The sequence below is a fragment of the Streptomyces sp. NPDC055239 genome (genome assembly GCF_053606205.1).
The window spans coordinates 38,375-50,036 of the sequence record NZ_JBSGRD010000001.1; the positions used below are offsets into that span (position 1 = coordinate 38,375).

Annotated in this window: 11 protein-coding genes; all 11 read right to left on the reverse strand. The window is 71.2% G+C overall.

From position 1 onward, the window contains the following. Positions 1-4: 4 nt before the first annotated feature. Genes rfbC through ACWFRJ_RS00235 form a run of 11 tightly spaced genes read right to left on the reverse strand, consistent with a single transcriptional unit; the run spans position 5 to position 11,661 of the window. Positions 5-556 carry a dTDP-4-dehydrorhamnose 3,5-epimerase gene (gene rfbC / locus ACWFRJ_RS00185; protein WP_453523303.1) on the reverse strand — a complete coding sequence of 184 codons (552 nt, stop codon included), beginning with the start codon at positions 554-556 and terminating at the stop codon, positions 5-7. Beyond that, entirely contained in the window at positions 553-1,806 is a 1,254-nt protein-coding gene (locus ACWFRJ_RS00190; RefSeq protein WP_453523305.1) for a polysaccharide pyruvyl transferase family protein, read from the reverse strand. The genes rfbC and ACWFRJ_RS00190 overlap by 4 nt, the downstream gene beginning before the upstream one ends. Further along, positions 1,803-2,804: a glycosyltransferase family 2 protein gene (locus tag ACWFRJ_RS00195; RefSeq protein ID WP_453523307.1), complete on the reverse strand. Its 1,002-nt coding sequence runs from the start codon at positions 2,802-2,804 to the stop codon at positions 1,803-1,805. Before ACWFRJ_RS00195 ends, ACWFRJ_RS00190 begins: the two co-directional genes overlap by 4 nt. Beyond that, positions 2,801-4,084 (reverse strand): hypothetical protein, encoded by a 1,284-nt coding sequence (locus tag ACWFRJ_RS00200; RefSeq protein ID WP_453523309.1) that lies wholly within the window; start codon positions 4,082-4,084, stop codon positions 2,801-2,803. Before ACWFRJ_RS00200 ends, ACWFRJ_RS00195 begins: the two co-directional genes overlap by 4 nt. Next, entirely contained in the window at positions 4,081-5,364 is a 1,284-nt protein-coding gene (locus tag ACWFRJ_RS00205) for a DUF4910 domain-containing protein (RefSeq protein ID WP_453523311.1), read from the reverse strand. Before ACWFRJ_RS00205 ends, ACWFRJ_RS00200 begins: the two co-directional genes overlap by 4 nt. Further along, positions 5,352-6,377, reverse strand: a complete 1,026-nt coding sequence (locus tag ACWFRJ_RS00210) for an NAD-dependent epimerase/dehydratase family protein (protein ID WP_453523313.1) — start codon at positions 6,375-6,377, stop codon at positions 5,352-5,354. The genes ACWFRJ_RS00205 and ACWFRJ_RS00210 overlap by 13 nt, the downstream gene beginning before the upstream one ends. 3 nt (positions 6,378-6,380) lie before the next feature. Then, positions 6,381-7,043, reverse strand: a complete 663-nt coding sequence (locus ACWFRJ_RS00215; RefSeq protein ID WP_453523314.1) for a PIG-L deacetylase family protein — start codon at positions 7,041-7,043, stop codon at positions 6,381-6,383. Next, a complete protein-coding gene (locus tag ACWFRJ_RS00220) occupies positions 7,040-7,834 on the reverse strand; it encodes a glucose-1-phosphate cytidylyltransferase (RefSeq protein ID WP_453523316.1) in 795 nt (264 codons plus the stop codon). Before ACWFRJ_RS00220 ends, ACWFRJ_RS00215 begins: the two co-directional genes overlap by 4 nt. Beyond that, positions 7,831-9,081 (reverse strand): methyltransferase domain-containing protein, encoded by a 1,251-nt coding sequence (locus ACWFRJ_RS00225; RefSeq protein ID WP_453523318.1) that lies wholly within the window; start codon positions 9,079-9,081, stop codon positions 7,831-7,833. Before ACWFRJ_RS00225 ends, ACWFRJ_RS00220 begins: the two co-directional genes overlap by 4 nt. Beyond that, positions 9,078-10,355 (reverse strand): glycosyltransferase, encoded by a 1,278-nt coding sequence (locus ACWFRJ_RS00230; protein WP_453523320.1) that lies wholly within the window; start codon positions 10,353-10,355, stop codon positions 9,078-9,080. The genes ACWFRJ_RS00225 and ACWFRJ_RS00230 overlap by 4 nt, the downstream gene beginning before the upstream one ends. 7 nt (positions 10,356-10,362) lie before the next feature. Further along, positions 10,363-11,661 (reverse strand): O-antigen ligase family protein, encoded by a 1,299-nt coding sequence (locus ACWFRJ_RS00235; RefSeq protein WP_453523322.1) that lies wholly within the window; start codon positions 11,659-11,661, stop codon positions 10,363-10,365. Position 11,662: the final 1 nt, after the last annotated feature.

The following is an 11,662-nucleotide window of genomic DNA, read 5'->3' on the forward strand; positions in this document are numbered from 1 at the left end:
GACTTCAGCTCTCTTTCTGCTTCAGGACCTCGGCGAGGCTCGGCGCCTTGCGGTCCCGCTCGGACATCGACACGACCGGCAGCGGCCAGGGAATGGCGAGCTCCGGATCGTCGAAGGCGATCGTCACGTCCTCGGCCGGATCGTGCGGGCGGTCGATGCGGTACGAGGTGTCGGCGGTCTCGGTCAGCGCCTGGAAGCCGTGCGCGCAACCCGCCGGGATGTACAGGGTCACCTGCGTCTCGCCGGACAGCTCGAAGGAGGCCACGTTGCGGTAGGTCGGCGATTCCGGCCGCAGGTCCACGACGACGTCGAAGACCTTCCCGTACGAGCACCGCACCAGCTTGGCCTCACCGGCTCCGGAGCGCAGGTGCAGGCCGCGCAGCACGCCCCGGGCCGAGCGGGACAGGCTGTCCTGGATGAAGGCGTCGGGGTCGAGGCCCACCGAGCGGATCACGTCGGCGTCGAAGGTGCGGCAGAAGAAGCCGCGTTCGTCGGCGTACGGCGTCGGTTCGAACAGGTACGCCCCGTCGATCGCCGGGACTTCGGTCGCTCTCATCGTGTCTCCCGCAGGGCGTGTGCGTGGGTGTGCGTGGGGTTGCTCGCGGGGGCCGTCGGGAACAGGGCCGCGGTCAAGGCGGTGAACTGGTGCTCAAGGCGCCGGGTGGCGTCCAGGTTCCGCTCGGCGAGGGTGCGCCGCAGCTCCGCCGATCGCCCCTCCAGTTCCCGGAACTGCTCGAGCAGCCGGTCGGCGTCGACCTCGCGGGCCGGGTGGCAGTACGCGGCAAGACCCATCTGCGTCATGAGCGCGTCGCTCTTCGCCGCGTAGCTGAGCGCGAGCGTCGGAGTGCCGACCTTCAGCGCGCAGATCAGGTTGTGGTACCGGGTCGCCACCACGGCGCCGGCAGTCGCCGTCTCCTTCATCAGGTCGGCGAGCGAGGACGCCTCGGCGGCGGTGACCAGCGGCGAGTCCACCGCGTCGAGGATCGCGGCGACCACCGGCGCATCGCACTCGTCGCCGGTGAGCAGCCGGACCGGCCTGCCGTCCTCGACAAGGGCGCGGACGAACCGGGTCGTCCCGTCGAGGTAGCGCCGGTGGATCTCATCGGCCCGGGCACGGTCGTCGTTGCCGCCGTGGAAGTCCATGACGCCGACGCAGACCGGGACCGGCGGATCCGAGGGCGCGTTCGTAGGCAGCGCCGGCAGGGCGAAGGCGAGGTCCGGGTAGACCTCGTCGCGCGCGGTGTCCACGCCCATCGCCCGCATCGCGTCGCGGGACAGGGTGTCCCGGTACGACCGGTAGGTGGCGAGCCGCGCCGACCAGCGCACCAGGGCCCGGGTCGCCCGGTCGCCGATCGCGGCGGCGCCGACGCCGACGAGCGCCACCCGGGTGCCAACGAGGCGCCCTGACGCGCAGAGCAGGAACAGCGAGTACGGGAAGCCCCACGGCCGCAGCGGCAGCGTGGCCTCCAGGACGCCCATGCCCGGCACGATCACCACGTCGTGCCGGCGCACCCAGGCAGCGGTGCGGAAGACGTCGACGAGTTTGCCGAGGCCCTTCCCCGCGATCGCGCCCGCACGTGACGCGGTCCGGTACTCCCCGCGGTACCAGTGCAGCCGGGTCGCGGGGATCCGGTACCGGGTCGAGACGGCCTCGGGCCCGCCGCACAGCGCGTCCACGACCGCGTCCGGGTGCTCGGCGCGGAGGTAGCCGAGCACGGCCTCAAGGGACCCGTCGTTGCCGAGGTTGCCGGAGCCGAGCAGGCCGAACACCCCTACGCGCACCGGGGATTCGTCCGCGGACTTCATGCCGTCCTCCCTTCACGACCTTCACGACCCTCACGACCTTCACGACCCTCACGACCTCCACGACCCTCACGTCCGGCGACGAGGTCGTCGACGGAGACGGTGAGCTGGGCCGGGTCGACCGGGGCGCGGTCCTCGACCCGCTCGCCGGCGCCCGGCCTGACCCGGCTGGTCATCCACGCGGCCAGGTGGCGGTAGCACGCGCGCCGGTCGGCCGCGGACAAAGGCGCCCGCCGGATCGCCGAGACGAAGCCCAGGACGTACTCGGCGAGCAGCCGGGGCGTCGGGTGCAGCGGGCCCGCCCGGCGCGGGTCCAGGTTGACGCACCGGGACCGCTTGGACGGGTTGGCCCGCTCGGCGCGGGTGGGGTGGTCGCGGCGGAAGTACAGCAGCTCCGGCACCTGGTGGAAGGGCCCGTGCAGGCCGATCTCGGCGACGAACGTGCGGTCCGCGTGGTGATAGCTGTCGTGCGGCTTCACCCGGCGCAGCACGTCGGCCCGCATCACCCCGTAGAAGTCGTCGCCGCCGGGCTCGAACAGCATGCTGCGGAAGCGCTTGGGTGCGTTTGGCGAGTGGGTGGCGAGCGTGTACTCGTAGGGGACCGTCACCTTGCCGTCGCCGTCGATGACCGCCTGGTCGGCGTGCGCGAGGATCACCTCCGGACGCTCGTCCAGGGCCTCCACACAGCGTCGCAGCAGGTCCCGGGCGTAGAGGTCGTCGTGCGACGCCCACTTGAACAGCTCGCCCCGGCACTGGGTGAACACGTAGTTGTGGTTCGGCGCGGCACCGATGTTCCGGGGCAGCCGGATGTACCGGATGCGTGAGTCCTTCGCGGCGTACTCGCGGCAGATCTCCTGGGTCCCGTCGGTCGAGGCGTTGTCGGAGATGACCAGCTCGAAGTCCTCGTAGGTCTGGCCGAGCAGGGCGTCGAGCGCCTCGGCGAGGTACTCCTCGCCGTTGTAGACGGGCAGGCCGATGCTCAGCCGGGGTTGGGCGGTCATTGCGTCCTCACTTCGGGGATGGAGTGGTGGTGGCGCTCGCGCAGGGCGGACCGCAGCTGCTGCCACCACACGGCCGAGCTGCAGACGGTCGCGGCGGCGACGCCCCAGGCCGAGCCGGCCGTGCCGGCCACGGCCGCACCGCCGAGCCCGCCGCCGACGTAGCAGGCGGAGGCGAACAGTTGACAGCGCAGGCTGCGCTTGGCGGCGGCGAGCGCGCGCAGCCCGGCCGCCGCGCCGGTGCCGAGACCTGCGCCCACGACGCCGAGCGTGGCGGGCAGGATGAGCTCCGAGGCGGAAGGCCAGACGCCGCCGAGCACGAACTCGCCTGCCCGGTCCGGCACAAGGAGCAGCGCCGAGCCCCAGGCCAGCGCGGCAGCGGCCTGCCCGCCGCCGAGGACGAGGCAGAACGTGCCGAGGCGGTGCGGGGCCTGCCGCAGCACCCGCGCCGCCTCCGCGACGGTGACCAGCGAGAGCCCCATCAGCACGGCGAGGAACGGACCGAGCAGGAGCTCGGCGCCCCGGACCGCACCCACCGCGCCGACCCCGACGATCGCGCCGAGCCCGTACGCCCGTAGCTGGCTCGCGCCGCTGTTGCTGACGTTCTCGACCAGGTACCGGTAGCCGAGGTCGCGGTGCTCGCGAAGCCACGTGCGCGCCCCGGCCAACTGGGGCCGGATACCGGACTGGAAGCAGCCGTACACCGCGGCCACCGCGGCGGACGCGCCCCAGGCGAGCACGAAGGCGGCCACGGTGCCCACGCGGGCCGCCACCACCATGGCGGGGACGAGCGCGACGCCCCACACGACGTCGTTGACGAACGCCTTCTTGCCGGTGCCCGCGGCGAAGAAGGCGAACCGCCATGCGTCCTGCAGCAGCAGTGCGGGCAGGACGACGCCGAGGCAGGCGAACGCGGGCCCCACACGGCCCCCGAGGCCGAGCCCGACCAGCAGACACAGTGCGCCGAGTGCGGCACCCACGCCGAGCGCGGCACCCGACGACCGTGCCACCGCCGAGCGCCAGGACGCGGTCGGCGCCCCGCTGAAGCGCACCACGAGCGGGTCGGTGGCAAGGCCGCGGGAGACGTTGAGCACCACGCCGTAGGTCACCCAGGCCAGGCTGAACACGCCGAACGCGGTCACGCCGAGCGAGCGTGCCACGTAGATGCCCACCGCGAAGTTGGAGATGCTGGAGGCCGCTTGGTCGGCGAGGCCCCAGGAGAGGCGGCCGACCATGGCCCGCTTGGCGGTCCGCTTCTCCCCCTCGGTGGCCATCGGCGTCATGCCTTGATCAGCCCGGCACCCTGCAGGGCGCCGGCCGCGACGGCGACGGTGTCGAAGGGCAGCCCGGACCGCTCGGCGACGTCGAGGAGGCTGTGCTCGCCGTCGGAGAGGTTGAGCACCCAGAGCATGGCCATCTGGGCCTGCTTCGCGTCGCTGCGTCCGCCGACCGCGTCGTACAACCCGCGTCGTCCCAGCTGCGGTTCGCCGTAGGGGCTGAGGTTGAGGTAGCTCCGGTTGCGGTCGAGGACGTCGAACGCCTCGCGGCAGACGGAGAGGGTGTCCGCCATCGCCTCCGGGGAGACGAAGTCCGGGTTGTCCGCCGAGGTGTGGTACTCCGGATATTCGGCGTACGGGGTCCTGCTGAGCGAGCCCACGCCGAGATCGAACCCGGGCGAGCAGTACTGCCGCTCGTCGTAGCCGTACGGAGTGAACTCCTTTACGCGGTGCGGGCGTTCGGACGCGGTAAGGACATGTCGCATCACCCGGTCGATCTCCGCGTCGCCGCGCCTGCTCTGCTTGTACGTCAGCTGGCCCGAGTCGCCGGCGCAGGCAAGGACGACGCCGTGCTTGACCCGCTCCACCCGCTCCTTGTTGCGGGCCAGCCAGGTGATCGCCCCGATGGTGCCGGGCGCGAAGATGAACCGGTAGGTGTAGTACGGCGTCTTCTCGGCCAGCTCCCGGGCCAGGAACGTCGCCACCGCGACACCGGCCAGATTGTCGTTGGCCAGCGACGGGTGGCAGACGTGGCAGGAGACGATCACCTCGTCGGGGACCTGCCCCGGCACCACGTGCTCGGCGTAGGTGAGGTGGCCGTCGGCGAGTGTGGAGTCGATACGCACCTCGTACTCGCCGTCCGGCAGCCCGTCCAGTGTTTCCTGGGCCAGGCAGAACCCCCAGTCCGGCTTGTAGTAACTGGTGCGGTACGGAACCCAGTTCGGGTGGTCCGGCAGGGTGTGCAGGTGCGCGCGGAGCACGGCGAGCGGCATGGTGGCCGACACCGGCACGCTGTAACCGAGCACGTGCAGGCTGGACGCGGCGAAGTCGACGACACGATTGCCGTCGGCGTCGGCAACGTACGCGTCCCGGATGTTCCACTCCTGAGGCACCGTCCAGTCGAGCACCTGCGTCCCGGTCGGCACCTCGTGCACCTGCAGCGGAACGTACTCGCCGATGATCTCCAGGGTGGCGCGCACACCGTCCCCCGTGATGCTCCGGCACAGCGGGTAAAGCCGCTCCACCAGCGCGTGCATCTCCTCGCCCGCCGCGGTCATCGGCGCCACCGCAGGGTGTCGTCGACGGCCCCTGCCTCGGACGCCGAGCGCAGCACGGCGAGGCGGGTGAAGCGTCGCTCGAAGTCCTCGCGGGTCAGCCCGTGTTTCCGGTAGGCGTCGGCGAGTTCGAGCGCGCCCTGCTTGACCGTCCACTCGCAGTCGAAGCCGGGGATCGCCGTACGGAACCGGGCGAAGTCCACCCGGTAGGAGCGCGGATCGGCACCGTTCTCCCCGGTGATCCGCACCTTCGCGCCGGACACCGCATCGGCGACCTGTTCGGCGATCTCGGCGACCGTGACGTTGTTGATCTCGCTGCCGATGTTGAACGCCCGGTCGTGCACGGCTTCGCGCGGCGCGGTCAGCGCGGCGGTGAAGGCCTGGGCGATGTCGGCGGCGTGCACCAGCGGGCGCCAGGGGGTGCCGTCGGAGAGCACCAACACCTCGCCGGACAGGAGCGCGTGGCCCACCAGGTTGTTCAGGACGATGTCGGCGCGCAGCCGGGGCGAGTAGCCGAAGGCGGTGGCGTTGCGCATGAACACCGGGCTGAAGTCGCCGTCGGCGAGCGCGTGCAGGTCGTCCTCGACCCGCACCTTGGACTCCGCGTACGGAGTCACCGGGCGCAGCGGGGCGTCCTCGGTCACCAGGTCGTCACCGCCCGCGGCGCCGTAGACCGAGCACGTCGACGCGTACAGGAAGCGCCGTACTCCCGCGTCGTGGGCGAGGCGGGCAAGGCGTACGGACGCGTGGTGGTTGATGTCGTACGTGAGATCCGGCGCGAGCGATCCCAGTGGGTCGTTGGAGAGCGCGGCCAGGTGGATCACGGCGTCCACCCCGGCCACGTGTTCGGCCGTGACGTCGCGAAGGTCCACCCGGTGTCCGGACGGGTCCGCGGGCTGCGGGCCAAGGACGCAGTCCGCGAACAGACCGGCGTCAAGGCCGACGACTTCGTGCCCGGCGGCCGCGAGGACCGGGGCCATCACGGTGCCCAGATACCCCTGGTGTCCGGTGAGCAGTACGCGCAAGGTTCATTCCCCCAGGTCGAAAGTGTCGAGATTGAGCGTGAGCTTGGTGACGGCGAACGCCTCGGCGTAGCGCGCGTGGCATTCGATCCCGCGGATGCGTGCGAGACCGAGGAAGGCCTCACGGTCGTACCAAGGCCGGTGCCGCTGCGAGGGATAGTGCTCCTGCAGCAGCCGCACCTTCTGTTCCGCGATCTCGGGCGACAGCGGCTGGTACGACGTCGGACGGCCGAGATCGCCGTCCCACTTGACGATCTCGTAGCCGAGCACGAGGTGGTCGCGGAACGCGGTGGGTATCAGCTGCGCCAGGCCGCGGTGGTCCTGGTGCGCGTCATCGGTGCGCGGGGCGAGCACGAGATCCGGGTCGGTCTGCGCGCGCAGCTCCTCGACCGCGGCCTTGGCCTCCTCCCACTGCGCGGGCAGTCGGCCGTCCGCCAACTTCAGGACGGTCAGGCGCAGATCGGCCCCAGGGCAGAAGGCGGCGAGCGCGGCCTGCTCCTCCTGCTCCCGGTCGCTGCCACCGCCGGTGAGAACAAGGGCGTCGACGCGGAGGCCCGGGTGCGCCAGGCACATCGACAGGAGTGTGCCGCCCGCGCCGATGGCGATGTCGTCGCAGTGCGCACCCACCGCGACGATGCGTCTCAGGGGTCCGGCCCCGAGCCGGATCACGCCCGCACCCCGACGGTGTCGCGTTCCCACACGGCCCACGGGCGGTCGCCCCGGGTGTAGGCGTCGTCGAGCGCGGCCCGCTCCTTCACGGTGTCGGTCGGCTTCCAGAAGCCGCGGTGCTGGTGCGCCACCAGGCGTCCCTGCTTGGCCAGTCGGCCACATCCGTCGGCGACCAGGTCACCGTTCTCCGGTATGTGGTCGAAGACCTCCTGGCGGAGCACGAAGTAGCCGCCGTTCTCCCACAGCGGCATGTCGCTCACCGCGGTGATGCCTCCCACCAGACCGTCCTCGCCCAGCTCCACGCAGTGGAACGAGGACTGCGGCGGCACCACCATCATCGACGCGCCCGCGTCGCGCCTGGCGAACCGCTCGATCATCTCCGGTAGGGGGGCGTCGGTGAGCACGTCGGCGTAGTTGGCGAGGAACATCTCGTCGCCGTCCAGGTGGTGGCGCACCCGGCGCAGCCGCTCCCCGATCGGTGACTCGATGCCGGTCTGCGCGAACGTGATCGTCCAGTCCGAGATGTCGGTGGAGAGCAGCTCGGGCCGCCCGCCCCGCAGCACGAAGTCGTTGGACGTCGTCTCCTCGTAGTTGAGGAAGAAGTCCTTGATGTGATGGGCGCCGTATCCGAGGCACAGGATGAACTCCGTGTGCCCGAAGTGCGCGTAGTAGCGCATGACGTGCCAGATCAGCGGACGTGGGCCGACCATCGCCATCGGCTTGGGCACGTCGTCGGCGGCGCCGCTGCGCATCCGCATCCCGTAACCGCCGCAGAACAGTACGACCTTCATGCTGTGCCCTCTCCAGACGTGGCCTCGACAATGCTCAGTTCCGGGATGGGAAAGACAAGACGGCCGCCCCAGTCGTGCACGAAGGACAGCTGCTCGACCAGCTCGGCCCGCAGATTCCACGGCAGGACGAGCACGTAGTCCGGCTTGTCGACGGCGATCTGCTCGGGCGGCAGGATCGGGATGCGGGTACCCGGGGTGAACCTGCCGTGCTTGTAGGGGTTCCGGTCGACCGTGTACGGCAGCAGGTCGGGCCGGATGCCGCAGTGGTTGAGCAGGGTGTTGCCCTTGCCCGGGGCGCCGTAGCCGACGACCGTCTCGCCGCGCTCGGCCGCTTCGATGAGGAACCGCAGGAGGTCCCGGCGCACCTTGGCCACCCGTGCGGAGAACTCGGTGTACCCCGAATGATCCTGAAGCCCGGCGGCCTTCTCCCTGTCGAGCACCTCGGCCACCCGCTGGGACGGCTCGCCTGCCACCTCGGTCGGCCGGGCCCACAGCCGGATGGAGCCGCCGTGCGTGGGCAGCAACTCGACGTCCACCAAGGCGAGTCCGCCGCTCGCGAGGGCCCGGATCGCGGAGGCGACCGTGTAGTACTGGAAGTGCTCGTGGTAGATCGTGTCGTACTGGTTCTCCTCGATCAGGGTCAGCAGGTGCTGCACCTCGATGGAGACCCAGCCGTCGTCGGCGACCAGGGCACGCAGACCCTCGGTGAACCCGACCACGTCGGGGATGTGCGCGTACACGTTGTTGGCCACGACCAGATCGGCCGGGCCGTGCTCGGCGCGGACGGCCGAGCCGGTGTCGGGGGACAGGAACTCCGTGAGCGTGGGCACGCCCGCGTCCCGTGCCGCCGCGCCGACGTTCACCGACGGCTCGACGCCGAGGCAGCGGATCCCCCGGTCCACCACGTGCTTCAGCAGGTATCCGTCGTTGCTGGCGACCTCGACCACGAAGCCGTCGGGGCCGAGCCCCACCCGCTGTACGGCGTCGGCGACGAAGGTGCGCGCGTGCTCCACCCAGGACGTCGAGAAGGAGGAGAAGTACGCGTACTCGCTGAACGTCTCCTCGGGCGTGATCAGCGGAGGGATCTGCGCGAGCCAGCACTCGGTGCAGACCCGAAGGTGCAGCGGGTACGCCGGTTCAGGCTTGTCCAGTTGGTCAGCGGCGAGGAAACTCTCGCACGGCGGGGTCGCCCCCAGATCGACGACGCTCCCCATCGCCGCCGAGCCGCAGAGTCGGCATCGTGTCATCTACTTCCCCCATTTCCGCTCGCGCGGGTGCCCCGTCGCGAGCCAGTGCTTTCTTCCCCTACCGGCGGCGGGCTCTCCCCGCCGCCGTACCGCACCGCGATCGCGGTGCGGTACCCCTCCACCAGGCGCTCAAGACCGACGGCCGGGCTGAAGTCCCGCTCGTAACGGCGCCGGGCCGCCTGGCCCATCTCCTGGTTGCGGGCCGGATCGGCCGTGATCCGGCGCACGCAGGACGCGAGCGACGCGGGGTCGCCCGGCTCGTGCAGCAGCCCGGCCACCCCGTCCTCGATGAGTTCCACGAAGGAGCCGTGACCGGCGGCGACGGCCGGGACCCCCGCCGCCATCGCCTCCGCGACGACCAGGCCGAACGTCTCAAGAGCCATCGAGGGAGCCACCACGGTGACCGCCCGCGCGACGGCCTGCCTGCACTGGGCCGGGTCGAGCAGGCCGACGTACCGCACGTCCTCCCGGCCCGCAGCCCAGGCGGTCACCTCGTCCGCCAACGGCCCCGCGCCCGCGATCACGAGCGGCACGCCCACACCGCCGTCCGCGGCGAGCGCGTCCCACGCGGTCATGAGCAGCTGCACACCCTTGGCCTCCGCCAGTCGGCCGAGGAAGAGCACATGCTCACCCGCGCCCGATCGGCGGGCGCCGGTGTCGGGCACGAAGTTGTGCTTGACCATGAGGCGCTCGGGAGGCATGCCGGACCGCACAAGGACGTCGCGCTGCGCCGCGGAGATGCAGAAGAACCGCTCCACACCGGACCACCACCGCCGCCGGTTGACCGAAAGACTGACCGCGAGCGGCACCGTCGCGAGGCGGGAGTTGCGGTAGCAGCCGTGCCGGACGGCGGGCAGCGACGTCGCGGAGCCGACGCACTCGGTGCACGGCCGACCGTCCCGGTGCAGCGTGCCGGGCGGGCAGACCTGGGTGTAGTTGTGCAGCGTGGCCACGACGGGCACGCCGGCGTCGGCGCAGGCCGCGAGCACCGCGGGCGACAGGAGCGGGAAGACGTTGTGGACGTGCACCACGTCAGGGCGTGAGGTGCGCAGCCGGGCGGCGAGCTCCGAGCGGACCGCAGGGTTCCACGGCACGAGCAACGGCACCGCGGCCTTGGACAGGAGGGAACGGGCGGCGATGTCGTCGCTGCGCCGCTCGAACAACTCGACCCGGTGGCCGGCCGCGCGCAGCAGCCCCACCTCCTCGTCGACGACGACGTTCTCCCCACTCGGCTGCGCCGAGGAGTAGCGGTTGTGCACCACAAGGATGTGCATGGTCAGATCACTTCCGGTCCTGGGCCCAGCGCGGGACACGTCGTCGAGGGGTGGCGGGCTTCGGCAGGTTCGTGGCCGTGGCGGGGACCGCCAGGAGCGAGGCGGCCAGGGCCAGATGCAGCAGATAGGGCGAGGCGTCGCCGAGGCCGGCCTCGGTGTACGACGACATCGCGACGTAACTGATCAGGAAGATCGCGCAGGCCCTCGGCAGCGACGGTGGCCGCAGCAACGCGACACCGCCGAGCACGATGATGATCAAGGCCACGAGGACGATGCCGATCAGACCCTGCTCGTTGTAGACGGCCAGCCAGCTGTTGTCGATCGGCAGACCGCCGAACGACTTGTCGCCGAGGCCCACGCCGAACATCTGCTCCGCGGTCGTCCGGGGCGCCGAGAGGAGCGCGTCCCAGACCTTGGCCCGACCGGTGAGACTGCTGAAGTTCTCCTGGCTCTGCCCGCGCAGGAACCACGTCTGCAGCGCGGAGGCGAACCCCACCGCGGCCACCACGGCGATCAGCACCGTCCAGGTGAAGAACCGGCGGGCGGCGGCGCTGGTCAGGATCAGCGAGCCGATCGCCAGCGTCAACCCGACGATCAGGCCGAGAGTGGCAGTGCGGGTATGGGTCATCGCGAGCAGGACGAGTGAGGGCACGATGACGAGGACCGCGCTCGACCTGTCGATCCGGCGGCCCAGTACGAGCAGCACGGTGAGCCCGATGATCACCGCGGCGTACTGTCCGATCTGCGGCGGGGTGAGCGGCCACAACGCGCCGACGAGACGCCCGCCGTACAGCTCGGGCATCGCCGCGCCCGGCGAGACGAGCAGGCCGGCGGCCACCGACACGAGCACCGCGAAGTACATCCGGATGTGGCTCTGGACGAACGTCAGGCTGCCGTCCCACCATCGGCTGAGCAGCCACAGCGTGCCGACGAAGAGAGCAAGGCGGGTGCAGCGGAACAGTGCCCCGAACCCGACGTCCAGGTGCGCGCTGGAGATCACGCTCGGCACGAGGAGCAGGGTGAGCAGGAGCACGAAGGCGCTGGCTCTGATGCGCAGCCGGAGATTGATGGCGAGCGCCAGCGCGAACGCGGCGACCAGCGCGCCCATGGTGACCAGCTGGATGAGGGAGCGGGGCAGCGGCACGATGGTCTTCGCCCCGGCGGAGCCGAGCGTGTTGAGGCCAAGCAACGCCCAGACGATCCCGACGCTCTTCGGCGTGCCGACAGAGCGCAGTCCGGTGCCGAGCCGGGTACCCGCCGTGTCCGGTCCGCCGGGCAGCCCACGGCTCCTCAGATCCCAGCTCATC

What these genes read in the sequence shown, in the direction of transcription:
- rfbC (WP_453523303.1), bottom strand. Translation starts at nt 556, where the DNA reads ATGAGAGCGACCGAAGTCCCGGCGATCGACGGGGCGTACCTGTTCGAA.
- ACWFRJ_RS00190 (WP_453523305.1), bottom strand. Translation starts at nt 1,806, where the DNA reads ATGAAGTCCGCGGACGAATCCCCGGTGCGCGTAGGGGTGTTCGGCCTG.
- ACWFRJ_RS00195 (WP_453523307.1), bottom strand. Translation starts at nt 2,804, where the DNA reads ATGACCGCCCAACCCCGGCTGAGCATCGGCCTGCCCGTCTACAACGGC.
- ACWFRJ_RS00200 (WP_453523309.1), bottom strand. Translation starts at nt 4,084, where the DNA reads ATGACGCCGATGGCCACCGAGGGGGAGAAGCGGACCGCCAAGCGGGCC.
- ACWFRJ_RS00220 (WP_453523316.1), bottom strand. Translation starts at nt 7,834, where the DNA reads ATGAAGGTCGTACTGTTCTGCGGCGGTTACGGGATGCGGATGCGCAGC.
- ACWFRJ_RS00225 (WP_453523318.1), bottom strand. Translation starts at nt 9,081, where the DNA reads ATGACACGATGCCGACTCTGCGGCTCGGCGGCGATGGGGAGCGTCGTC.
- ACWFRJ_RS00230 (WP_453523320.1), bottom strand. Translation starts at nt 10,355, where the DNA reads ATGCACATCCTTGTGGTGCACAACCGCTACTCCTCGGCGCAGCCGAGT.
- ACWFRJ_RS00235 (WP_453523322.1), bottom strand. Translation starts at nt 11,661, where the DNA reads ATGAGCTGGGATCTGAGGAGCCGTGGGCTGCCCGGCGGACCGGACACG.